The sequence below is a fragment of the Gilliamella sp. B2969 genome (assembly GCF_026536195.1).
Classification (GTDB): domain Bacteria; phylum Pseudomonadota; class Gammaproteobacteria; order Enterobacterales; family Orbaceae; genus Gilliamella.
Window position 1 is genome coordinate 1 of record NZ_JAFNOP010000004.1, and the last position, 23721, is coordinate 23721.

Below are 23721 nucleotides of genomic sequence, written 5' to 3' on the forward strand. Positions count from 1 at the left end.
TTGAGTTATATAGTCCAACAACGCCGTCATTTCTCACAACAGCATGAAACATCTTATCCGGTGAAAATATTACAGATTCAAAATCCAGTGGTCTAAACGTATCAATGATTAAACTTGCCAAATCATAAGTATTTTTTACTGCTAAAGGCGTTGCTGCTTGGTCTTCCGCTGTACTATTCGTTGCTGAGCTTAATTGTACTTTACCATCTATAACATACTGTTGAATTGCGAGCTTGAGCTGATCATGTTTTGATTTATCAAGCGTTACTCCCTTTGACTCTATAACATTAGCAATTTCTTCTTGAATAGCGTCACAATACGAATAATCAATTTGTGTTGCCGGGGTGCCGGTTTGAGGATTCCCTCGAGTAAAGCCGTTTTTTCCGTGTCCAAACTTATCTTTTTGGGCTGTTGGTGTGTCAATTCTATGCATTTATTACTCCGTATTTAAAAATAACATGGGTGTGCGATGGGCATAACTTTTCAATTATGCATTCAATTTGTTTATCACCCCACGTTCTCAGATATGAATCACAGCTATCCTCACATGTCATTTCTGTTATTTGATAGTTATGAGGTATGTTAACTATCCAGTAATAGCGCCATTCTTCATCGTACAAATGATCTTCGCATGATGATTCGCAAGTAAAAACATCATTGTTATAATTTGTAATGGTCGCATCTGGAAAGCCATTAATAGCTAATATTTGGAGATAAAAATCTTTGTTTATTCCGCCTGTTAGATTTAGTTTAGAATCTAGTCGATTTCGTCGAGTAGTTAACGTCTGAAATTGCTCTGAATAGCAACTATCGGGTAGACCACATATTTGCTCATATCTGTCGATAAGTTCAGTTGTAGTGCATGGGTCTATTTCTCTCATTAAATCATCAATACGAAGATGAGTTTTTGATAGTGTTAATGCAAGTGATAAAAGAATTGGCTCTGTTTTATCCCAAGCGGGACCGTAGGGCAATAAATTACCGACCATACTTTGGTATTGTTTTTCTATATCCATTCAATACCCCCAAATACCGCTACTTCATTTTTTTCTATAAAGATATCTTTGTTCGGATAGAATAATTCATGAGCATACTCACCGAACGATGCGCTAATAACTTCACTGATCCTTGATTTGAACAAGGTCGTTTGTGGTGTGCCTTCTCTCAATAAAAATGACTTCAGTTCCTGTTCAATTTGGTAACGAATTTCGGGATTATCAGGTGTTACCATCAGTTTAAAATTGATAGGTTTCAAAACAGGTGAAAACACAATCAACATCGAGCCGGCGACAGGAGTTAATGGCTCGATATGCTTTTTAATACTTTGAATTGTTGTATTATCCAGAACTGGGTTAACCGGGTCGCTATTTGCGACCAGTAGACCTACACTACCGGTTCCCGCCCAGTGACGATAACACCAAGCTCTTGTAACTCCCGGTACTTCTTTCGCCCATTGAACGTAATCTTGGTCTGCTCCGCCTTGAGGCGTATAATACCATCTATCGATAACGCGTTTTCTAAACGATTCTAAATCTTCAATATCGGTTCCAGCCTCGATAGAATCAGCAAAGCATGTTGACGATAATCCAGTTACAGGTGTAATAAGTGACATGCTTGTACCATCATCACAGTTACCTTTTTTACCCACCTCATCGCAAACTACCGGAACTCTTAAAACATTATTTGTTGATGTCGTTGTTTTCGTAACTGTATACGTGCACTGATCAACTTGACGCTTGACCTTTTGGTCTTTATTAATAACAATACCATCAGCCACTTCATCAAATCGAACATAACCAATTGCCGCCGTTGGTTCTTTACGATAGCAACGCTTCATATTACCATGCCGAATTAGCCAATTTTCATCTGCTTGATCGGGTAAAATGTTTTTGGCCATGTTTTCAATGTAGCCTAATAACACATGTGTGGCCCCCGCTATAACTCGACCGTATATATCATGGTCATTGCGACGTAATGAAATTAATTCGTCATCGACGGCTAAACGCGCGTATAAATCATTGCGAATAGTTGTGATTAAATCTGGTAAAGTCGGTCTTGAAAATCCACTAGGCATTAATATCACTCCATAAGTTGTCAAACCTAAATTCTTCGTTACTTCCATCTTTTTTGTAAATATTGATAGTAGCAACTAAAACGGTTAAATCTGTTCGCTTTACTGAAACATCTATTCGAGAAGCTATCCCGTCATCAATCATCCATTGCACAGCCTCTTTTATATAAATTTTTGCAAAGTTTGCTGTTTGATTGGTTAATTTTGAGCGAGCCAATAAATAAAGGCGTGACCCAATTTTGTCATTTGCTATACTAGGGTAAGAATCACCCCACCAACCGTAAGGGTGCTCTGAATCATCACTGGCGTTTTTTCGTCGCCATGTGAATAGCGAAATTATTAAAGCTCGATAAAGTGGCTTTGTATGTGATGACATTGAAATCAATCTGTCATTAACTTTTATAAGCATTATTAAACTCACACATTAAGGAATAAAAATGAAAAAATTATCTTTGTTAGCTTTGGTTCTGTTGGCAGGTGCTACAAACGCAGAGCAAAAAGAATTACCATTGACCGCTAAACAGTTTGATAAAGGGATAAAAAAATACTTCAACACAATTCCACAATGTGCAGAAATGAAAGTAGATGAGTTGCGTTTAATAAATGATGGTGCAAACGGTTATCAAGAATTTAATCTAGGTAACGTTACGTTTACTGTCATATTAAAAATTAACGAAAAAAATAAATTAACCAACATACAAATAACATCTACTGGCAATGCAAAAAATGAACAAGCACGACAAGGTATGTTGTGTTCAACATATTCTGTAATGAGGATGTTACAGCCTAAACTGGCATCCAAAGACGATGCTTTAAAACAAGCGGGACATCTGTGGGTATTAGCAAAAGATGCGCCTTTTGAAATGACGTATTATTTTGACAGAATAAAGGCACAATTTGTCCCCTTTGAATTAAACGTCTATACAAACTAACCCATTTTTTGATTTGGATTGCGTGTTACCGTGTTTGTTTCGTTATGTGTATGACCATTATAAACGGTTCTGATATCTGAAATAGTGCTAGTTTTATCCTCTATTTCTCCAGACGATTTTAATGATGGTGTATTAAATTGTGTTCCTGATGATGCGTTAACTGTTAAGCTTTTTGTATTTAACTCTATTGCATCATCAGCATTCACAATAAATTTATTAGTTTTTACATTGATTTCATTATTGCGATTAAAAATAATGTAATCACCTTCGTCAGTGTAAATAGCAACTTCACCTTTTTTAAGCGACTTAATACGGTAACGACGATCGCCAGCAGCAAGAATCACACCATGCGACTTATCGCCGTCTAAAAATAACGCTACCGCTTCTGCTCCGTCAAGCGGACGTGACGTAAAACCGTACGGCTCGATATGCTCGACATCACTTTTTTGTTCACCGCCCGACATTTTGATTTGCAACGTCTGGCATTTGCTTGCGCTATTACTGAATGTGATATAGCCACGAGATACAAGGTTCATTATTTTATTTAAAACTTTACGCATTAAAATACCTCGCCATCGGCTTTCTTACCTTTTTTCTTCTTGGTTTTCTTCTTATCAGGCAAATAGGCTTCAACGGGACCTACTTTTAATTCACATAACGTTCCGCGACTGCTTAAGCTGTATTTAACCTCGGCAATAACCAGCTTTTCATTATCGTAACCCAGTAGCGGATCATCAACGACAACCATTTGATTCGGTTTCCATAGCGTTCCATCACCCTGTCGCCAACCTTGAACCGTGTATGTAACTTCTCTGGTTTTACTTGCCCTTAAAGTCTTTTCCATCTCACAACGATCTTGACAAGTACCGTTATTTGAATCTCCTGATTGTTTAATAATTAAAGGACGATAACGTAGAATACCTTCATCTTTAGTTGATGCTCGAACTGACGCTAGCGTTGCCTGTCCAAAGTTTTCATCATCACCAACACTTTGCCCTGAAACAAAGTAATCTGAGTAACGATCTTTAATACTTTTTTCAGTATTCGCACATAAGATATTTTTACCTAATACTAACGCCGTCTTTGCTTCATCTGAACCGATATCACCAATTACGACTTGTCCTTGCTCATCATCGAATACAATAATCTGTTGCATGCCCATTATTTTACTAATGACATCAAAAACGGTGTCACCTTGATCAGCTTGAATACTAAGAGAGCCTGCATCACCGCCTTGATTAATTACATTCAGCTTAAATGGTTTAACTAAATCCTGAATAACTTGAACTGTTGAACTTCCGCTATATTGTTTTGGTACTGCACTACAATCAACACAATCAGCCGTTTTACTCCGACCAACTATTCCCATCGATATAGAACTCGCATCATATCTGATTGGTAACGCTTCAATATAACCTGTTAAAACCACATCATCATCAATAAAAACCTCGACAAGATCGCCATTTTTAACAGCTATTTTGGTTTCTGATTCATCACCAGATGACGGCCATTGCCGTGTGATAGTGACATTAAAATCTCTTGCAAGCCGTTCAATACCTGCCGAAATGCTAATATCGGTCCACCCACCGAAATACTTACGATTAACTTTTAAAAAAACATTATTCATGGCTTAGGTACTCTTAATTCTCGAACTGGAACAAAACCGGGATGTAAAATGTTATTGCGCGTTGATATATCGTCACAACGTTTAGAGTTGTTATAGAGATAATGAGATAACACTAGGTCTGGTAATACATCAGTTGGAATATAAACAATAGTCTTTTCAATTTTAACTAATCGTTCATTGATATCTTGATTAACTGCAGCTTTTAATTTAACTAACGCTACATATAATTTATCATTTTGTGTTCGTGATAGCTCAATATCAAATGAGGTATTAATAGCATCTTTAATTTCAAGTAAATCATCAAAAGAAATTGTATTATTTTTTACCGTATTTCCACTGTTTACAGTCGTTGTAGTATTGGCGTTACTAGTTCTATTTATTATCTGTTGTTGTGATTGAGAATTTTCAATTAATTCATGTGAATTAAAACTCCCATCTGCACTATTTACAGTAGAACTTGCAACAGGGCTAAGACAAATTGGCGGAAACGATGACGCTTTTTTTAGTGCATCATTTTTAGTTTGCTTAGGTAATGATGCAATTGTTCGTGATGCTTCAGTTAATGCCGTAACACGTATTGCAGTATTAATTATATTTTGGTTTTTTTTGGTTTGTTTTGTTGATCTGCTATCAGTTGTCCATATTCCAACCGGTGATAAATTTTTAACAAATGATGTGCCAGTAAAAACTTTGGCCCTTGATATAAGACCTTTCACTGAATTGGTAAATCTTGTTGCACTTCTCCAAACATTTTTCATTGAGTTAACTATTGATGAACCACCTGCACCAAGAATCGGCGATAAATCACCATTCATTATTTTTACTGCATCTCTAACGTATGGAGTTATTGTATTAAATGTATCAGCTATACCGTCCAAAATTGACACGGTGTTATCAAGAATATTCTCTTGAATAAAATCAGGTGCATCAATAAGATCAAAATCTTCAAAGGCATCTAACAACTCCTGATCCACGTTATCCGCATTTTCATTAACTACATCGTCAGTAGCAACAGATGAATCGGGGAATATTAATTCACCAGCTTCGACAAATGAAAATGAAATAACACTCATTCGACCATTTTCAATTGAGTTACTTACTGTAGCGGTACCCACAATATTGACATTAAGTTCACCAAGGAGAGGGTGTATTAATGTTCCCGCACCCTCTTCTTCGATTGCTTCTACAAGTTTTTCCGCTTGTTCTTTGTGATCGTCACCAATTAGAAAAGCATCAATTTTATTCCTGCGTGCGGAACGCCCCATATCTTCGGTATAGGGTACATTCCTAAACGGGTATTCGTGCGTTTGGTTGCGCCGCCCAAATTCTGATGATGCACCGTTAACTTGAAATGGTACACCGCGAAAACTGGCCGGCAATAAATTATTTAACCAGATCATTAATTGCTCCCGAAGTTGAAGTTCGTAAAAGGACTCCATCCAACATCAGCTTTAGCAAAGCCTTTAGATTGCTTTGTTTCTTTTACTATAGTCCCCGGTGGCGCATTCTCAAACTTAACAACTAACTCGCCTTTACTATTACGATTTGCTGTATTGCTATTTGAAAAGTTATTCATTGGCAGTTGTGGTGTTTCATAGTATGGGTACATAACCATTGGTCTTGTCATTTCTTTTGGCAAGCTCGATGTGTCAACATTTACTTTGATATTTTTTTCTTTATCACCAAATAAATAGGTCCACGAATCAAGCAGCGGCTGAATACCCGACTTTACGTTATCCCATAATTTTTTAAAGAAATTTTGCACTTTCTCCCACAATTTTGGAATAAGATCGCCTGCTGCTTTTAAAGGAGTAATGAACACATCGAAAATGGGCATGACATACGGTTTGATAGTTTCCCACAAACCACAAAAAAACTTACCTACAGCACCCCAAGCACTTGTAATAAAACTTGCGCCAACTTTAACCCCAGCAATAAAGACATCAATAATAGGCATAACATAAGGCTTAATTGTTGACCATAATCCACTAAAGAATTTACTAACAGCACCCCAAGCATTAACAATAAAAGAAGCTCCAACTTTGAACCCTTCAATAAAGAAATTGATTATTGGCATAACGTAAGGCTTAATAACACCCCACAACCACTGAAAGAACTTAACTATATCATCCCAATATGTGATGATTAATGTTGCAGCGACAGCAATACCTGTCATGATAAGACCGATTGGGTTCATAGCCATGACAGCGGTCAAAGCTAAAGACGCTATACGAACAATTTTAAATGCATTTGATAACGCTATTTGTGCAAATGTAAATAGTTTTGTTGCTAAAGTGACACCTTTCAATATTCCATTAAAGACCGTGATGCTAGTTGAAAGTGTACCAACAATAATATTTACACCTGCACAAGCAACTCTTAAGCCAATTAGTCCAGCTACAGCCATCGCCACCATTTTTACAAGTTCAGGATTGGCTTGAATAAAATGACCAAATTCAACTATTAGCGGTTGCAATTCTTCAAGTAACTCTGTGAATGCTGGTAATAACGCATCACCAATGGATAAGCTAACATTCATTAATGCATTGTTAAAAAGCTGCAACTTGTTAGCTGTTGTACTTGAACGTGAATCATATTCTTTCTGCATTGAACCCGCATATTGTGCTGCATCACCAACTCGGTTAAAGTTAGCTTTTAACAAATCAATATTGTTGAGCAACGGTGAAATTGCTGCAACACTTTCTTTTCCAAAAAGCACTGTTAGTGCTGCTGCTCGTCTATCTGCTGAGACTTTACCAAGCGATTCAAGCACCTTCATAATCGTCCCTTCGGCATCTTTTTGCATGTCTTTTGCAATTTGTGTTGATGTGAATCCTAGTTGTTGTAATGCTTTTTGTTGTTTTGCTGTTGCAGCTTTGCCCGATGTTAGCGTCAGCATAAAGTTTTTAATACCTGTTGCTGCCTGCTCGGTATTTGTACCGGTGGCAATAATGGTTGAACTTAATGCTGCCAATTTATCAGCACCGACACCGGATTGTGCAGCAAGAGTACCAATCCGCGATACAACATCTGAAATATCTCTTGCTTTTGCATTTTGTGTGTTACTTAATAAGTTAATTTTATCAGATAAGCTAACGACCTCGCCCTGAGTCATTTTTAAAGCCGTTCGCCATGTCGCCATGGTGCTGCCCGCTTCTTCTGCTGTAGTATCGAACGCGATACCCATTTTTACAGCATCTTCCGCAAACTGTTTTAAATCGTCTTTTGGTATACCGGCTTGGCCACCAGCAGCGACAATGGCCCCGATGTCTTTAGCAGCCATTGGCAATTGAAGCGACATTTCACGAATATCCTGCCCCATTTGCTTAAATTGCTCCGGCGTGTCAAAGTCAACAACTTTTCTAATATCAGCCATGACTTCTTCATACGCCATTGCATCTTTCACACCTTTAACGAAGGGCGCAGAAATAGCAAGTCCAGTAACAGCATCCTTTAACCCAAGTTTCCCAAACCCTGATTTATTCATGGTTTTCTGAAACTTTTCAAGTTTGCCTTTCATTGTATTTAACTGCGGCGACAGTTTATCAACACACGTCACCACAGCTTTTAAATTAAAGCCTGCCATTATGATTCCCTACTGTTTTCTATGCGGTTTGCCTGTTCTACTAATTCAAATACTTCTGATAGTGAACGTTCTTCTATGATGTAAAAAGGGGAGAGTTGCCAATATTTGGCGAGATCAAAACAAAGGTTTACAAGATATTCGATTGTGATTATTCCGCTGTTGTCACTTGCTCCTCCTCCGCTGTATTCTCTGCCTTCTCCTTTGGGCCGAAGAACATCATAATTTCACCGGTGATCATTAAAAAATCATAAGGTGTCAGTTGTTCAACTGAACTAGGTGTAACGTTACCTAGCGCAACAATGTAATCTGCGACTTTTTTTGGGTCTCCGATCATATTGCTGTCAAACGGAAAGCCTAACTTTTTGATATCTTTAACGGTGGGCTCTTTTAATTCCAGCACATGTAGCTCATTGCCGTGTGCTGGAATCGGCTGTGATAATTTAATTTCTTTCATTATTGATAAAATCCTTCTTCACCGTGAAATTCGATTTCTGCTGTACCCTCTTCGGCATTGTGATTAACTTCACCGTTAACCCAAGCATTAGACAATACGTAAACTTTGCCATTGGCTAGTTCTGTAGTAACTGTCATGGAATCGCTTGATGTTATTTTATCAATTGGAAAATCAGCAGGTATTTTATATGTACCTTTTATGTAAGGTGCTCGATATGTTTCTTTATAATGGACTGACCCATCAAGCCCTATAATGCTTTCTTTAACATTTGTATTCATCGGCACTTCAATACCGCCAGTCAAAGATAATTGTTCGGAATCAACTTTTACAAAACTTGTTCCGCCTACTCGTCGGTTCGACATTAGTTTGTCTCCTGTTGTGGATATTGCAATCTAAACGGTGCCAGTACGGCAAATACGCGTAATTGGTTAACTAAATCTGGTGGGAATAACACATCTAGTCTGTTAGGATTGTTAATATTTCGTTCAACGATTAAGTTCTTTTTGAATAAATCAAAGTTTTCAACTAGCCCCATTAATTCAAGTTGACGATAATTTGCGTTGATTTCAGCTTTAGCAATTGATGGTGTGATAATCGCTTGCCCCGCACCAAATCTTGTACCATCGTTAGCAAGTTTATGCCTTGGATATTTTGTAGTTATCACACTGCGTAATTTGCGCAATATATATGCAAGTGTATGTAGTGTTTCGCTATCTAAATAACTATTATCGGCTACACCATAACTGTTACGTTGATATGTGGTGATATCTCGCTGAATTAATAAATTACCACTTGAAACATATGCTGTTGCAATACCATGACTTAATAATGATTGCTGTTCAGTTAGCGTAAACTGATTACTATCAGATGCTGGTAATGCTCCATTTAATAACCCAGTTTGTGTTGGGCGAGCCGGATCGTTACGAATAAATACGGCATTACGAGCAGTTCGCATCGCAACTAATTCATCAATACCCGTTTGAATAGTTTTCTCATAACCGGCGACAGTAATATGTTGGTAATTTAATTTATCACCAAATTCGACAAGTTCGGATAAATCGCCTTTTTTAGCGGTATAAGCGTGTCCATATAATTGGCGCGCATAGCTCCATCTACCCGTAGTATCATCCATTTCATGATTAAATGTTGCCAAAGATGATAAGTCATTAAATGGGAATGCGATAAAATCAAGGAGTTTGTCACCCATGGCAGCAATAACCGGCGTTAAATCTGGAGTGCCAGTTCCACCATGCATTTGAGTTATAGTAATTTTTAATCCGTCCGGTGTTTCTTCACCACCAACCGCGCCGTAATAGTTAATGCATAGCGGAATATCATTACCGTTTAGCCCTTTATTTTTTGCAGTCAGCTTTACTGTGCTGTCTGTAACTGTTGCCGTGACTGGTAAATCTTGGTTAGCATTGATTACACTATTTAAGGCATTTGCAATATTTTCGGCGGTATCAGAAATGGTCACGCGCGATTGAATTTTAGTGTTACCAATATATAAATTTAATGTGCCAGTTTCTTCAGCTGTGCCAAGTATTTGTATTGTGCCAGTTGCTTTAGCCCCTGTTGTTGGTTCTTCCACGGCAATTACATAAAGCTCACCAAAATTATCGACATTTCGAAATGATTCAACCATTCTTGCTAATTGGCTACCTCGACCTGCTAACTTTTTAGCCTGATCTGCTGATGGCATAATAACTAATTTATTACGTTCAATTTGGCTATCAGTGAGCGGGTGAGCAATGATTAATGATGCTCCAGTATCTTGAATTGTATTAGCTGCAGATGAATCCACCTCAGCATAAAACAACGGCACTCTAATATTACTCGGAATATTATTAAAACTAATCGTCATTTTTTTGTACCTTTTTTTCTTGTTTAACTTTGATGTTTTTAACTTCCTCAACATCGTTATTTGTTAGTCGTCTTGCCCAGTATTGGTTAAACTCAACATTACGACCGTCTGCTGGTAAATAATCTCCGCTATTGGGGTCATATACCTGCTTGCCACTCACTGGTTTAATTATCATTGTTACCCTCATAGATATTATTGTGTTCAAAATTAACGGTTACTGATGAATCAGTATCTTTTAAAGTCCCTGATAATGTGTTGAACTTTCCTATATTTAAAGGATTATAGTTTTCTGTCGGATTCAAATCGAAATATTGACGAGTATCTTCAAATCCTACTTCACGCACAGCGCTAAAATTAAATTGATAAAAAATTCTGCCACGATCTAAATCAAGTAAGTCACCACCATCATATTGAATTGGATGATGGGCCGGAGAAACTTCTAGCCCAAGTAAGGCTCGCCAGAGTTCGGCTTTAATATCTTCGACAATATCATAGGCCTCATGTTGGCCTCGTTCGTCTAATGGCTTTAATACAACAATGACACCAAACCCCTCTGTCACATCTTGCCAATAATCCGTTTGTGATTTGTTATCCTCTGCTCTGTCGTCAAGTGGTACAACGTAAGCTGCTGGTAATTTCAAAAATGCGGCATCTTTAATAGCTGAAAATTCAGCAGCGCCGCCAATACGACCTTCAAAACTAGGACTTAATTGGCGTAAAGTTTGAACAATATTTGATAATTTCATTGTTTAACCTGCTTCATAGAGTTAACGAGTTCTTTAGCTAACGTGTATTTACTCCACGACGATTCTTTATTTAATGCATCAATCATGAAGTTCCCTCGTGGAGCAATCCGCCATGGCGTCCCACCTGATGCCCCTTTTTTATGACTTTTCCCTCGTTTTGCGTTACGTCGCACACCATAAAATAAAAAGGCTGGATAATATGCCCCCATCAGCTTTTCCATGTTACTGCCGCCTTTAACATTTGGCATAACTATAACCATTAATCCTGGTCTACGTGATGTTGGCCTTGGAACTTTATAACCGATTGAACGACTTAATTTACCGCTTCGAAAACCTGGATATTCTCCACTTTGAGAGACTTGTTTTTTGCTAACTAAAGCTCGTGATGTTGCTTGAATTTTCTTACCGATCTTGACGAATGTTTTACGCAATTTTTTCCGGTCAAGTTCAGCAACTTCAACTAAATTAAAATCGACGTGAACGTTATAATCTGGATTACTCATTAGCACAAATCTCCTCACATTCCAATAATAAATATTTCTTAGAATGATCTAACCATCTACATCGCTTGATTTTATAAATCGACCCATTCCAAACAACCTCATAATCAATAGATATAGGTACTCGATCGTTTGCAATTATTTCAAAGTAATGGGTGATTATATTCTGGGTCTGAATTGAATCGAAATAAGTTGATGAGTTGGGTTGCGTAACTTTAGCCCATTTGTAAATACCTTTTGAATATTCGGTATCAACTTCACTAAAACCAACTGGAATATCTAATCTTCGGCGAATTAATATTTTTTGATTCCGTTTTCCTGCAGCATGAATCATATCGGGATATACCTATAAGAGTTTAATAATGCATTGAACCCAAGAGGAACGGAATATAACTGTTCGCTAGTAACATCTTCTCGTTGTTGGTACCAATACCCAACAGCTAATAAAATCGCTATTTTTACATCTGGTTCAACCAACATTGCCGAAGAATTAGCATCTTCTGGAATTTTATCTTCATAAAATATGCGATTTGTATAATTTTGCGCTCTACTGATAGCGGCTTTAAGATAGATATTCAACAGATTATCTTCATCATCATTATCAATACGACATTGATTTTTTATCTCGTCTAAGGTGGGAAATTTATAAGATTGATCTGCCATAATTACCTCATAAAAAAGCCCTCGTTATGAGGGCTTAACATTAGCTACCTGATTTTTTGATTGTAAGCAACTTAATTGCGTTACTATCATTTAACATTGAGCCAACACGTTTTGTAGTGTAGAACCCGACAAATGGTTTCTTAGTATACGGATCGCGTAACATGCGAATGCCGATACGGTCAAAGATATAAAAACCACGTTTAAAATTACCAAATGCAATTGGAGCTTTACCTGATGTATCACCAATATCGGGCATTTGCTCGTTTTCAGCAACAGCGAAGCCAGACAATAATGATGGTTGGCCAACTTGCAATCCTGGTTGCCAGATATAATTGCCTTTATCATCTTTTAGTAGACGAACTGCTAACAATGATTGATTGTTCATCATAAATTTAGCACCGTTACGATAGACTTTGCGCAAAGTATAAATAAGACTCACAATATCATCAGAAGATATTACTTTTACTGCACCTGATGTGATATTTTGCAATTTACCCCACTCGCGGGTTTTATCATCTTTTGCATCAGTTGCATAAGTTAAAAAGCCTTTTGGTTTTTTATCGCCATCACCTAAAGTGAACGCTGCTTCTTCCTTTTCGGCAAACTCTTGCGTTAACTCGTCTGTAATAAATGACTCAACATTGAAAAATGCATCATCTAGCATGGTTTGTGTAGCGTACGGGTTACCGTAGATTTCACCCCATACAGGAGTAATTACGCCAAATTGAGGTGTACCAGTTTCAGGTCGCGGATCGGTTTCACCCACCCAGCCACTAGAAATGCCGCCTTTATTGACTAGTTTTTTCCATTCAGGTGTACCAACTGTAATAACATTACATTCCTGACGCATCACGACTTCATCACGTAAGGCGGATAAAATATCAGTGTTTAATTCTTCAGGAACGGCATATCCACCGTCTGCATCAACGCCAGTTTGCATTGCTTTTTGTTCTAACTCCGCTAGCCCCTGATCGTCGCCTTTGCGAATAAATTTTGCGAACGCTTCTTTATGTGCTGAGGCTTGTTTATTTCCTCCTGCTGGGCGTTTAAACTCAGCAAGCTCGTTTTCAAGATTGGTTTTTAAATTATCCAATTCAGATAATTTGCCGTTTAGCGTTTCAACTTGACCAGCTAACTTCCCTTTTTCTTGTGTGATTGCTTCTAATCGCTGATCATTTACAGACTTAAATTCTTCAAATCGTTGTTTAAGTTCCTGCGCGACCTGCACGGCATCTTGTTGATCTACTGCCATAATATATAATCTCCTAGTTAAAAATTGATTTTAAAATATTTAATGCGTTTTCCTCGCCATTACTAGCATCTCGCTGTTTTAGTGAAGAATATCCCTCAGACATAAACGCTTTTGCCTGAGTTCTGGAGAGTCCAACGTCGCGCAGTACTCTTTCTATATCTCTTGGTGAAGGAATTTCCCCTTTTTCCAATATGCTTTTCACATTACTTATGCGTGCTTCGTCATTTGCAGGAAATGTAACTAATGAAATTTCCCACAAATCAATTTCTTTTAGCATGAAAGCTTCTTTTTCGTGGTTATACTCCCAATCTTTTAGGACATAACCAATTGATAGACCAGTTATAGAGCCAGCTTTCAGATGAGCGTAAGCTCGTTTTGCGAGTGGGTCATCATCAATTAGCAGTTGCCCTTTAACTACCAGTCCTTGATCATCCTCAAAAATTTCCTTATAAATACCTATTGGTTCTTGGGTGTTGTGTTGCCAAAGTAGGGCAGGCATCCGTTTTTTTTCATTCCATCGCTTAAGTGATTCTGCAAAAGCCCCTTTTATTACAATGTCATCGTAAGAATCTTTAACACCAAAAACCGAACCGTAGCCTTCAAATTCGCCACTATCGGTAATTGATTTAATTGTAAGTGACACATCAATGCATTTCTTTAATGTCATTTTTGTTATTATCCTGTGGTTTAGTAGTCATGTTCATTGGGGTAAGATAGATATCGCCACCGTCACGCGGGTTGCGCTCCTCTAAATCACGGCACTCATTCGGCGATAAAATGCCCCAATTAATGCCTGTTGCGTATGAGTCGTAGCGAGATTTCATGTCACCGCGCAATAACGCCCCGACGTTAAACTTGGCATAAAATTGACCTCGTTTTTCTTTACTGACGAGTCCAATGTTGATGCGTTGCTCAATGCGAGTTAAATACGGCACTAATGAGTAATTAACAAACCCCATACCGAGATTTTCAATATTATTGAATGTGGCCCTGTCGGTGTTTTGGACCATATGCATCGGCACGCGGAATATTCGGCATATTTCCTCAAGCTGAAATTTTCTGGTTTCTAAAAACTGGGCATCTTCGGCAGACATACTGATGTTATTCCACTTAAGGCCCATTTCTAAAATCATCGGCTTATGCGCGTTTTCTAGCCCTTGATGTTGTTCTTGAAAGTTCTCTTTCAACCTTTTGTATGCTTCATCAGTTAATACTTGATCGGTTTGCAATACACCGCTTGAAACTGCGCCATTACTAAATAGTCGCGATCCGTGTTCTTCGGTAGCCAAACCCAACCCGATTGCATGACGCGCATAACTAATAGGGCTTAATCCAACCAATGAGTCCGTCGAAAACGTACGCACGTGCCAAATTTCATCTTGAGAAAGCACATCACAAGAGCCGTCTGGGAATGTGACTTGATAGACTGGTTCCCATTTATCATTTAATTTCGGCTGCACACTATCGGGCAAAAGAGGGAGTAATTCGACTACTTCACCAAATACTTTGACTTTATATGCGTAAAAGTTACCTCTTAAACACAAACAGCCGATCATATATTCCCAAAACTCTTGGGGGGTCATGTAGTTGTTAGGGGCTACATATAAAAGTGAGTAGAGTTTTTCTTTAGGTGCTTTCTTGCGTCCGCTATCTGTTGCTTGGTATAAAAAACAAGGCAACATCCCGACAGATTCAGTTAATACACGAACACAACCGAATACAGCAGTTAATTGCATAGCAAGAGCTGGACTAACCCTCCGACCTGCATATGTATCAAATAAAAAACCTGTGTAATTAGGTGGTGCTTGAGAAGTGGAAACCGATTCCCCTTTGCGCTTAAATAAGTTAAATATATTCATTATAATGACCGTATTCCTACGTTTAAGATGTGTTCTGATAAATTATTCATAGGTTCTGATGCACCGTCGGCGCATCCTCTGGCCATAGCTAAAGATACAACGCCGTCGATACGCCCGGAGCTTTTCTTTTTCGCAAAGACCTTATTTTCCTTGTTATCAGATTCGAGGACTGCGCTTGCTGCATTCCACCGCAAGCAAGGATTGAATTTAATAATGATATTATTTTCTGTAATATCTTTTTCTAGCAGTTCGATAGAATGTGGCATCCATAAACCACTATCTTTAGACTTATAGAACCCCTGCCCATGTGATGTCATTTCAATATCAATGGATGCATTATCCAGTGATTTTTGGAAATACTTAATTCTGTAGGGGTCAAATGCCAAATTAATAATATTAAATTTAGCTTTTAACTCACCTAGACGATTAGCAACATAATCATAATCAACAACACGTCCGGGAGTTGCAAATAAATAACCTTGTTTTACCCAAACATCATAGGGAACATGATCGGACTTGGCCCTATCTAATAATGTTTCTTGCGGTGTCCAAAATTCAGTAAAGGCTTTTTTATGCTTAGGGAAATAAAGAGACAATGCGGTTAAATCACGCGTACCTGATAAATCAAGTCCTCCGTAACACTCCTCACCAATTAACTCATTAATATCAAAATCTTGTTCATTGCCCATCCAAATATCAGCAGCCAACCAAGGGTTAGCTGATTCAACCCACTGGCAAAAATTTAACCGTCTTACAATGGATTCCTTTGTAGGCATCCCTTTTGCTTGCGTAACTTGCTCACGCAAATATTTATGCGTGAATGTATGCCCGAGGGAAGGATTAGCTTTTGGCCAACACGATTCATCAGTAAGCGGATCGTCTCCTTCATCTAATGAACAAATAAAAGAAAAGAATGCATCATCAATTAATGTTTGTTCTGCAACCTTGCGCCCATACTCGTGGTACTCATAGCAAACGCTTGTTTTATCATGACCTGAGTTTGTTATCATTACGATAATTGCTTGAGTTCGCCCTTTTGTGCCGGCGCGCATCATTTCAACGACTTCGTTAGTTTTATGTTCGTGAATTTCGTCAATTAATACACAATGAGGACGCGGGCCTGATTGTCCGTTATCTGAAGATATAGGCCTAAAAAAAGCCCCTTTTTGTAAGTAGGCTAAATTCCAAACATTCTGACCAGTACCCGATTTTTTTATTCGCTTATCCAGATCAGGGGACAACTCAACCATGGCAACAGCATCACGAAATAAAATCATTGCCTGATCTTTTTTTGTCGCTGCAGCATAGACTTCTGCTCTCGGCTCGTTATCAGCCATTAAACAATAAAGCCCTATCCCTGCGGCTAACGGCGATTTACCCGAACCCTTGCCTGATTCAATATATGCCATGCGAAAACGGCGATAACCGTCTAATGTTTTCCACCCAAATAATGAGCCGACAATAAAGTATTGCCACGGTAGTAGTACAAAAGGCTTACCTTCATACTCTCCGCCATTTAACTTAAGTACCTTCTCAAAGAAATCTGCCGCTCGCTGAGCAGATTCAGTATCCCAAACTAAACCTTTTTCTTTTGCGGTTTTTAAATCGTCCAGATGTCTTTTGCATGCATTCCTTATGTCTGGACCCGCTAAAATTTTTCCTGATGTTACATCAATGGCATATTGAGTTGCTTTATCAACCGAAGAATCGGTCGAGTTCGTTTTCTTCCTCTTTGCCATTTACTTTTACCTTTGATCTTGATGCTTGGGTCAAACCGTACTCAATCATCCAAGCGCGTAATCGTCTGTCAGCATCTGCCCGTTGAGCTACCGCAGGATTAGACTTCAAAACTAATTCCCCTTGTGTATTCACAACCTCTTGCACTTGCCCAAATTTATCTATAACTTTGTCGCATTCTAAAATTTCGATATAACATTTTGCTAAGCGTTCAATTGCGATCCCATCAACTACTGTTAATAAGCCCATGTCATTTAACATATCGCACAGCCAAAGATAAATGCCTTGAGCTTGCTTATTAAAATGAGGTGGGATATCAGGGTAACCCCCTTTAGGTTTAGGCTCTTTATTATTTAAAGGTCGCTTACCGGGATTACCTGTCACCAGTTTAAGTGGGGTTGGGGTTGGTCTTCGACCTGCCATAAGGACTCCAAAAAAAAGATTTCAATTCGCGATTTTGCACAAAAATGAGGGTGGGCGGTTTGGAAGGCAAAAAGTTGTAGAAATTAAGCACCCCCTCCCCCTATTTATGTATATTAATTAACATATTATTAATCAATAAGTTATTTTTTATCATTAACCCAATGTCCACCATAAGGCATACCATTAACATCGCATCCTATCTCTATTCCTCTATTCTCAATACGTTGTTTAGTGCTTGAGTGATGAGTACTACATAAGCCCTGATAGTTTGATGAATCCCAAAATAATTTCTGGGCTTTCTTTATCTTGATTGGGTCTTTAGATATTAATGCTTGTTCTAACTTATGGGGGATAATGTGGTCTACCGCTGTGGCCGGTTCATACCTGCCTTGCTTTAGGCACATGACACAAAATGGGTTACGCTGTAGATATGTCTGCCTAGCTTTACGCCAACGATGATTGTTATATACGTTTATCATCGCTCTAACCCTTTGCACATAAATTCAGTATTGTTCTTTGGTGCAATCTCTTTACAATAGTATTTTTGCCAACCTTCAATTATTACTTTGTTGTACTCGATTGCGTTGGAGAGATTGTAATAATCTTGTTGAGAAGTTCGTGCAAGTCGTAAGGCTTTGTTAGCAATATTGCTGGTGGCGGTACTATCTCGCTCGATGGTTTCGACTTGGACGCGCAACTCGATAAGACCATTATCAACATCATTGCGCAAAGCGTCTGTTTTGGCTTGACCATTTTGTATTGTCTCAATGATATTTAATTCCAGTTGTTTAACGGCATTATTGCTCTGCTTATATTGTTCAAATTCTATTTTTATTTGATTTTCTCTTGCTACTGCAAGTCTTTCATCTTGCCAACAGTTGAATGCAAAATAACTAACAAATAATAATGCACCGACAAAAGCTATATTCCACTTAGACATAATGCCTTTTCCTTTTCGCGTCTGATAACCAGCCCATTTAACACCTTACCACCTGCCTTATTCCATTTCGGGAACTCATTGCACACAGATTTATAGTCACCCGTATTCAAATATTTATACATTGTTGACGCGCGCATTTTTGTGCAACCAACATTAAATGTTATAGACGTAACAGCATCAAAAACTGGTTGCGGAAGATGAAAACCATTAGCGTAACGATTAACACAACGCTCAGCTGTTTTAATATCATCTACCCAACGTTTTGCTATTTCTTCATCTGAATATATTTTTTGTTCTACATTACTAGTTGAGCCAATACCAACGGTTAACACATTAGCAGGACAATGATACGGCTCTCGTACACATGATTCAGCATTACCGATTATGCCTAGCCCAGCCCTGCTTGTTCTTATTTCATCTGAGTAATTAGCTATGACTATGCCGATAATTACCGAAACACTACAAATCGCAGTCGTCGTTATCTTTTTTATGTTTTTCATAATAAAACTGCCTTAGCCTTTCTTTATGATTTGCGTCTCGGCGTTTATACCACCAGTTAACTAGAAATGTCGCTATTGATAAAATAATACCGACAATAACGGCAATATCATTCAGGCTCAGGGCGCCAAACAGAGTACATATAGCCCCCCAGAAATATGAGACGGGTGAAGAATATTTATCCATTTTTATTTCTTGATTTGATTTAATTAAATGAGGGTAGCGTACTAGCTAATGAGTGAACGCTCGTGTGTGTGTCTAGCATTGCTACCAATTCTGTGATGAGTGAATACTCAAAATTTAGGTATAAAAAAACCGCTTTGAGGGCGGTTTCAAATATAATATTAAACTTACTATTTTTCTGGATACAGCATAAAAGGCGTGTTCTTATATTCTTTTGCGTTCTTATCCCATTCTTGTAGTCTCAATATGCAAAGGTACTTTTTATCTTGCACAGGTTTAATACCAATAGATAACAAATAATCATTATCTCTTTTAGGTACAAAAAATAATTTTTTATCATTCCACTTACAAGTGACTGACTTTATACTAGCTGGATGAAACCATCCTGCTTCTTCTTTATCATATCGACTTACAGACACATTAAAAATAAATGGTTTATCAGGTATAATGTTAATTTGGTTTAATGGTTTTAGATAATCATCTGGAACAGATACTCCATGAATATCTGAAACTTCAGGTGCCATACCTTCATCACCAAATCGGTAAGGAACTAAATATCCTGAATCATATTTATTACCAGCTTCGTATATGTATAAACCTTTAGCGTTAAAATCGCCAGATCCAACTTGAATAACAGTAATTCTAGCCTTTGGTTGATTACCTTTAGGTTCCACCTCAGAGTAAAAATGACTCTTAGCTAAAAATCTAGCTTGTATGATTTTATTTGTTTCCTCTAACTGTTTTTGCATATAATTTTCTCGTGTGCAAGATACAATAAATAGAGTAAAAACAATAAGAAACAATGATTTTAATAATTTATGCACCAATATCTTCCTCATTCCTAAAAGGGAATTTACAGAATAATATATAAACAACTTTAAAGAAAGCATTTTGGCTTTTAAAAAAAGACTTTCGTCGGCTTAATTACATTGTTGAGTAACGAATTTATTATCATTACCCTGAATTTGTTCTATTAGTTTGTTGCGCTCACATTCCCAAGCGTTAGGTGGATACATCTTATCCCACGCTTGCATTAGCTTATATTCAGATTTCGATAAATTGATATTGTATTTATCTGACATGTAGAAATATGTGCGAGCTATAACGCCTCTTATTTCGTCACGAGGTTGAAATTTTCTATCTTTAAAATCTACTGCGGTTTTGCATTGTCCATATTGAGTGAATTCTTTAGTGAACTGTGAATAACGATAATTAGAACGGTCGCCGTTAACTTCGCCAATTGCTGGCTGTAAGTTATGTAGGTCACCTTCCATTTCATTAAAAGTCGCATCCTTTTTGCACTCTTTACGCCCACCGTCACGCCAACATTCTAGATGTCGTCCGAAATTTTCAGCTGGCATAACGTGTTCCCATTCGATACGAGATGCTCTATTTAAATTCTTTCTTGGCTCATATCCGCATTTAGCGAAATCGACGATACCCTTTTTATTATTAAATGCGAATTCACAACCGCAATAAAATGTGGTTTGCTGGGGATTTAATTTGTATAACTGAATTAGTTTTGTTTTTGCTGTATTGAAGTTTTGTGCTGAATGAGCAAGAAGCGGGATAAATAACAGAGTAACAAGAAACTTTTTCATAAATCCATTTAAAAATATTTAACTTTTTTGGTAATAATTGTTGACTTTAAAAGTAGGTGCGACTATAATTATAAACATCAACAGGGAGTTGATAAAGCAAACCCCCAGCTTTCGATGGGGGCTTAAGGGAGAAACAAGATGTACCAGATCTTACTTCTCTTGGTTTTAATAAGCTTGAGCTTCTCAGTTTATTAACCAATCAAAGGCGGGGCGAAAGCCTCGCCGATGACCTTAAATATAACAACTATAGTATGAGAAATCAAGGTGATTATATGGCATTATCAAGAGCTGTAATTCAAAAGAAAAGTGATGAAAAACGTGGCGTAAAATCAAAAGGATACAAATTGCCTATTGAGATTATTGACTTAATAATAGAATTAAGTGCCAAGACTGAAAAATCACAAAGTAAGATCATTGAAGAAGCGATCTTAATGTACAAAAAATCACTTTAGTAAAAAAGCCTCTTAATTGAGGCTTTCACTTAAATTCAATAATGAGCGTTGTTCTTGTAATGTTAATTCATCTAGATGTTTTCTTGGATTACCACACATCCAACAAGAACATGTTGTTGGTGTAGTGATGTGTCTTTTAAGTGACTTTCTGGAATCACCAGAACAAAAATCATTTTTTCTATTGTCTAAGCATCGTTTAACTTGATGTCGTCTATATGCTCTTGTTCTCATAAAATTACTCGCATATGAATAATAAAAAGCTCACCTATTTAGTGAGCTTATATTTTATGCGTTATGAACCGCATTATAGACATATTATCCGTTTAAACGTTTAAACAGTCAAGTGTTTAAGTTATTTATAATAATTATTTGTTATAATTTTCTAAACCACTTATGCAGCGGTAAACTAGATTATATCAAACATAGTCTATTGTTTTAACTGAATTTTAGCCATTTTTGAAATAATAACCCTTTTTTATTATGTGAAAATTAATTAATAATAATCAATTCGTTAAAAAAGGGTCTAAAAAAAGGGTTAAACGAACGACTTAGAATCTTCAACTAGTCGCAAAGCACAATTAACTAAGTCTTGTAATAACCAGAATATATTCGATTTATCTTCGCTTTCATTAACGTTACTCCCCATGAGATATGCTAATGATTTCGCTTGCTCTAAATTTTTAACTATTATTTCATAGTCGAAATTATCAATAATGTGTTTCATCTCTACATCCTCAAGTAGCCCCTATAATGGGGCTTATAATAATTAGTTAAGCGATTTCTTTATTAATTAGATGATTCTTGATTACATCTATTGCTTTTTCGTTATATCTAAAAGTTTCAACTTGTTTATCGGATGAGCGGGATTTATCTAATACGAAAATTCCATATTCATCTGTTTTTAAGTTGAGCCTATTAGCTATACGACCAATCATGTTTGAAGATATATTAAGCATATTACCCACATCGCTAGCTGAAAATGTTTTGTTTTCCAAAATTGGCATAGGGATTAATTCTTCATTTACTGAACTATTAACCATTTTTGCAAAGATAACTTGCTGAGATGGCTTGCTAAGATTATTGAATCGATTACAAATAACTTCTGCTGATTTAGTTGCCATTGATATTGCTCTGGCTTTTCTGTATTCAGCTAAGCCCATGTGTTTTTGTGAAACTGTTGCTTTTTTATTTGTTGACCGAGCTATCGCTTCTTCTAGTTCGTGCATACGATCAATAACTTTCATTCTCAAAGGAACGCTGTAGCCAGTTAATAAACATTCAATGTATTTTTTGGGGAGTAAATACTCTGTTTGTTGTTTATTTTGAACATCTTTATAGGTATGAGCAAAATTGCTCACACCTATTTCTAACTGTTCTAACATATTTTTAATATCACGTTTTACATCTGGATGACGTTTATTTGTCAACTCCGCAATTTCACGGCTAGACATGGTCAATTGACTTTTATTAACTAAAGATGTATCATTTTTCATAGATTTGATTCCTCTTTGCTGTGGGATTAATGATTGAACCTCAGGTGTTGGCGCACTTGGGGTTTTTGCTTTTTTAGATGTTTGCAATTTTCTTTTCCTCTTCTTTTTTGATTTTGTTTTCTTTATGTTCTGTAAGAGCTTCTACTATCACAAAGTTTAGCGATCTTTTGCATAACTCAGCTTCTTTTTCATACCATTTTCTCAATTCATCGGGCATTCGCGTCGGGAATGATTTAATTTTGCATACATTTTGAATCAAAGTGATTCTCCTTTGTTATATTTACACTTATTTTTTATGTTTATTTTGGATCATAATGATTCACTTGTCAATATTCTTTTTAATAGTTATATTGTGGCAATGAATCAAAAGGAATCATGAGATGACTACAATCAAACCATTCCCAACAAGATTACCATCAGATTTACGAAGTTATTTAGAAGAAAAAGCAAAGGTAAATAAAAGAAGCTTGAATAATGAGTTAGTTGATCGGCTTGAACTTACTAGAGTTATTGAAAATATCACTCAAACAAATTTACGCGAAATTATAAATGATATTTTGATGCTTGACCGTTATAAAAATGAGCTTGAAGCTATTACAAGCGAATACGATAAATTAAGAGACTCCTACGATGCGTTAAAAAGTGAATTAGCAAAAGCATTTTCTTTATCTGGCGGCAAAAATGAAGAAATTGCAAGAATGAAAATGGAAAGAGCTTTAAATTATATAACTTCTGGAGTGGAAGAGCTTAGAGCTATTTTCCCCAAAAAAGATTAACACCTTATATTAAAAACCCCTCTTAGAGGGTTTGAATTTCTTGATGGTCAATAAAACAAATTAA

Annotated in this window: 33 protein-coding genes; 3 read left to right on the plus strand and 30 right to left on the minus strand. The window is 37.1% G+C overall.

The features are described from left to right. The 4 genes from J3U66_RS04215 to J3U66_RS04230 form a co-directional block, all read right to left on the minus strand. On the minus strand, positions 1–433 hold a 433-nt coding region (locus J3U66_RS04215), incomplete at its 3' end, for a phage tail protein (protein WP_267348092.1). Continuing rightward, positions 426–1016 (minus strand): YmfQ family protein, encoded by a 591-nt coding sequence (locus tag J3U66_RS04220; RefSeq protein ID WP_267348094.1) that lies wholly within the window; start codon positions 1014–1016, stop codon positions 426–428. The genes J3U66_RS04220 and J3U66_RS04215, both read right to left, overlap by 8 nt. Then, positions 1007–2074: a baseplate J/gp47 family protein gene (locus J3U66_RS04225; protein ID WP_267348096.1), complete on the minus strand. Its 1068-nt coding sequence runs from the start codon at positions 2072–2074 to the stop codon at positions 1007–1009. The genes J3U66_RS04220 and J3U66_RS04225 overlap by 10 nt, the downstream gene beginning before the upstream one ends. Next, complete coding sequence (locus J3U66_RS04230) at positions 2067–2447, minus strand: phage GP46 family protein (protein ID WP_267348098.1); 381 nt, start codon at positions 2445–2447, stop codon at positions 2067–2069. The genes J3U66_RS04225 and J3U66_RS04230 overlap by 8 nt, the downstream gene beginning before the upstream one ends. Positions 2448–2508: 61 nt before the next feature. Here J3U66_RS04230 and J3U66_RS04235 point away from each other — a divergent pair, with 61 nt between their 5' ends. After that, complete coding sequence (locus J3U66_RS04235; RefSeq protein ID WP_267332701.1) at positions 2509–3003, plus strand: hypothetical protein; 495 nt, start codon at positions 2509–2511, stop codon at positions 3001–3003. Here J3U66_RS04235 and J3U66_RS04240 read toward each other — a convergent pair. The 23 genes from J3U66_RS04240 to J3U66_RS04345 form a co-directional block, all read right to left on the minus strand. Continuing rightward, positions 3000–3563 (minus strand): phage baseplate assembly protein V, encoded by a 564-nt coding sequence (locus J3U66_RS04240; RefSeq protein WP_267332700.1) that lies wholly within the window; start codon positions 3561–3563, stop codon positions 3000–3002. The genes J3U66_RS04235 and J3U66_RS04240 overlap by 4 nt on opposite strands. Then, positions 3563–4630 (minus strand): phage baseplate assembly protein, encoded by a 1068-nt coding sequence (locus J3U66_RS04245; RefSeq protein ID WP_267332699.1) that lies wholly within the window; start codon positions 4628–4630, stop codon positions 3563–3565. Before J3U66_RS04245 ends, J3U66_RS04240 begins: the two co-directional genes overlap by 1 nt. After that, the gene (locus J3U66_RS04250; protein WP_267348100.1) at positions 4627–6030 is read right to left on the minus strand and encodes a DNA circularization protein; all 1404 of its coding nucleotides are present in this window, start codon (positions 6028–6030) and stop codon (positions 4627–4629) included. Before J3U66_RS04250 ends, J3U66_RS04245 begins: the two co-directional genes overlap by 4 nt. Further along, the gene (locus J3U66_RS04255) at positions 6030–8216 is read right to left on the minus strand and encodes a phage tail tape measure protein (protein ID WP_267348102.1); all 2187 of its coding nucleotides are present in this window, start codon (positions 8214–8216) and stop codon (positions 6030–6032) included. Before J3U66_RS04255 ends, J3U66_RS04250 begins: the two co-directional genes overlap by 1 nt. Positions 8217–8364: 148 nt before the next feature. Beyond that, positions 8365–8670, minus strand: coding sequence for a phage tail assembly protein (locus J3U66_RS04260; protein ID WP_267332696.1), 306 nt, complete (start codon positions 8668–8670; stop codon positions 8365–8367). Further along, complete coding sequence (locus tag J3U66_RS04265; protein ID WP_267332695.1) at positions 8670–9032, minus strand: phage tail tube protein; 363 nt, start codon at positions 9030–9032, stop codon at positions 8670–8672. Before J3U66_RS04265 ends, J3U66_RS04260 begins: the two co-directional genes overlap by 1 nt. Then, positions 9032–10534 carry a phage tail sheath subtilisin-like domain-containing protein gene (locus tag J3U66_RS04270; protein WP_267332694.1) on the minus strand — a complete coding sequence of 501 codons (1503 nt, stop codon included), beginning with the start codon at positions 10532–10534 and terminating at the stop codon, positions 9032–9034. The genes J3U66_RS04265 and J3U66_RS04270 overlap by 1 nt, the downstream gene beginning before the upstream one ends. Then, the gene (locus tag J3U66_RS04275; RefSeq protein WP_267332693.1) at positions 10524–10709 is read right to left on the minus strand and encodes a DUF2635 domain-containing protein; all 186 of its coding nucleotides are present in this window, start codon (positions 10707–10709) and stop codon (positions 10524–10526) included. Before J3U66_RS04275 ends, J3U66_RS04270 begins: the two co-directional genes overlap by 11 nt. Then, positions 10699–11280 carry a hypothetical protein gene (locus J3U66_RS04280; protein ID WP_267332692.1) on the minus strand — a complete coding sequence of 194 codons (582 nt, stop codon included), beginning with the start codon at positions 11278–11280 and terminating at the stop codon, positions 10699–10701. The genes J3U66_RS04275 and J3U66_RS04280 overlap by 11 nt, the downstream gene beginning before the upstream one ends. Beyond that, a complete protein-coding gene (locus J3U66_RS04285; RefSeq protein ID WP_267332691.1) occupies positions 11277–11783 on the minus strand; it encodes a hypothetical protein in 507 nt (168 codons plus the stop codon). The genes J3U66_RS04280 and J3U66_RS04285 overlap by 4 nt, the downstream gene beginning before the upstream one ends. Then, positions 11776–12114, minus strand: a complete 339-nt coding sequence (locus tag J3U66_RS04290; protein WP_267332690.1) for a head-tail adaptor protein — start codon at positions 12112–12114, stop codon at positions 11776–11778. Before J3U66_RS04290 ends, J3U66_RS04285 begins: the two co-directional genes overlap by 8 nt. Continuing rightward, the gene (locus J3U66_RS04295; RefSeq protein WP_267332689.1) at positions 12111–12443 is read right to left on the minus strand and encodes a head-tail connector protein; all 333 of its coding nucleotides are present in this window, start codon (positions 12441–12443) and stop codon (positions 12111–12113) included. The genes J3U66_RS04290 and J3U66_RS04295 overlap by 4 nt, the downstream gene beginning before the upstream one ends. A 40-nt stretch (positions 12444–12483) precedes the next feature. Then, positions 12484–13695, minus strand: coding sequence for a phage major capsid protein (locus J3U66_RS04300; RefSeq protein WP_267332688.1), 1212 nt, complete (start codon positions 13693–13695; stop codon positions 12484–12486). 13 nt (positions 13696–13708) lie between these two features. Continuing rightward, entirely contained in the window at positions 13709–14362 is a 654-nt protein-coding gene (locus J3U66_RS04305) for an HK97 family phage prohead protease (RefSeq protein WP_267332687.1), read from the minus strand. Continuing rightward, positions 14340–15554, minus strand: coding sequence for a phage portal protein (locus J3U66_RS04310; protein ID WP_267332686.1), 1215 nt, complete (start codon positions 15552–15554; stop codon positions 14340–14342). The genes J3U66_RS04305 and J3U66_RS04310 overlap by 23 nt, the downstream gene beginning before the upstream one ends. Continuing rightward, a complete protein-coding gene (locus J3U66_RS04315; RefSeq protein ID WP_267332685.1) occupies positions 15554–17293 on the minus strand; it encodes a terminase large subunit in 1740 nt (579 codons plus the stop codon). Before J3U66_RS04315 ends, J3U66_RS04310 begins: the two co-directional genes overlap by 1 nt. Next, positions 17250–17714: a phage terminase small subunit P27 family gene (locus J3U66_RS04320; protein ID WP_267332684.1), complete on the minus strand. Its 465-nt coding sequence runs from the start codon at positions 17712–17714 to the stop codon at positions 17250–17252. Before J3U66_RS04320 ends, J3U66_RS04315 begins: the two co-directional genes overlap by 44 nt. Positions 17715–17854: 140 nt before the next feature. Then, positions 17855–18193 (minus strand): HNH endonuclease, encoded by a 339-nt coding sequence (locus J3U66_RS04325; RefSeq protein ID WP_267348104.1) that lies wholly within the window; start codon positions 18191–18193, stop codon positions 17855–17857. Further along, positions 18190–18654 (minus strand): lysis system i-spanin subunit Rz, encoded by a 465-nt coding sequence (locus J3U66_RS04330; RefSeq protein WP_267348106.1) that lies wholly within the window; start codon positions 18652–18654, stop codon positions 18190–18192. Before J3U66_RS04330 ends, J3U66_RS04325 begins: the two co-directional genes overlap by 4 nt. Then, positions 18636–19154: a lysozyme gene (locus J3U66_RS04335; protein ID WP_267348108.1), complete on the minus strand. Its 519-nt coding sequence runs from the start codon at positions 19152–19154 to the stop codon at positions 18636–18638. Before J3U66_RS04335 ends, J3U66_RS04330 begins: the two co-directional genes overlap by 19 nt. Further along, complete coding sequence (locus J3U66_RS12890; RefSeq protein ID WP_416379719.1) at positions 19114–19338, minus strand: phage holin family protein; 225 nt, start codon at positions 19336–19338, stop codon at positions 19114–19116. Before J3U66_RS12890 ends, J3U66_RS04335 begins: the two co-directional genes overlap by 41 nt. 167 nt (positions 19339–19505) lie before the next feature. Next, positions 19506–20084 carry a hypothetical protein gene (locus tag J3U66_RS04340; RefSeq protein ID WP_267348110.1) on the minus strand — a complete coding sequence of 193 codons (579 nt, stop codon included), beginning with the start codon at positions 20082–20084 and terminating at the stop codon, positions 19506–19508. Positions 20085–20255: 171 nt separating this feature from the next. Further along, the gene (locus tag J3U66_RS04345) at positions 20256–20936 is read right to left on the minus strand and encodes an endonuclease (RefSeq protein ID WP_267348112.1); all 681 of its coding nucleotides are present in this window, start codon (positions 20934–20936) and stop codon (positions 20256–20258) included. A gap of 272 nt (positions 20937–21208) precedes the next feature. Here J3U66_RS04345 and J3U66_RS04350 point away from each other — a divergent pair, with 272 nt between their 5' ends. Beyond that, entirely contained in the window at positions 21209–21388 is a 180-nt protein-coding gene (locus tag J3U66_RS04350) for a ribbon-helix-helix protein, CopG family (RefSeq protein ID WP_267348114.1), read from the plus strand. Between the two features lie 12 nt (positions 21389–21400). Here the strand turns inward: J3U66_RS04350 and J3U66_RS04355 are convergent, their stop codons facing one another. From J3U66_RS04355 to J3U66_RS04365, 3 genes are all read right to left on the minus strand, one after another. Continuing rightward, a complete protein-coding gene (locus tag J3U66_RS04355; RefSeq protein WP_267348116.1) occupies positions 21401–21619 on the minus strand; it encodes a hypothetical protein in 219 nt (72 codons plus the stop codon). A gap of 539 nt (positions 21620–22158) precedes the next feature. Further along, complete coding sequence (locus J3U66_RS04360; protein ID WP_267348118.1) at positions 22159–22968, minus strand: Rha family transcriptional regulator; 810 nt, start codon at positions 22966–22968, stop codon at positions 22159–22161. Continuing rightward, a complete protein-coding gene (locus tag J3U66_RS04365; RefSeq protein ID WP_267348120.1) occupies positions 22955–23140 on the minus strand; it encodes a hypothetical protein in 186 nt (61 codons plus the stop codon). The genes J3U66_RS04360 and J3U66_RS04365 overlap by 14 nt, the downstream gene beginning before the upstream one ends. Before the next feature lie 121 nt (positions 23141–23261). On the opposite strand from J3U66_RS04365, the gene J3U66_RS04370 reads away from it, so the two are divergent. Next, positions 23262–23657, plus strand: a complete 396-nt coding sequence (locus tag J3U66_RS04370) for an Arc family DNA-binding protein (RefSeq protein WP_267348122.1) — start codon at positions 23262–23264, stop codon at positions 23655–23657. Positions 23658–23721: the final 64 nt, after the last annotated feature.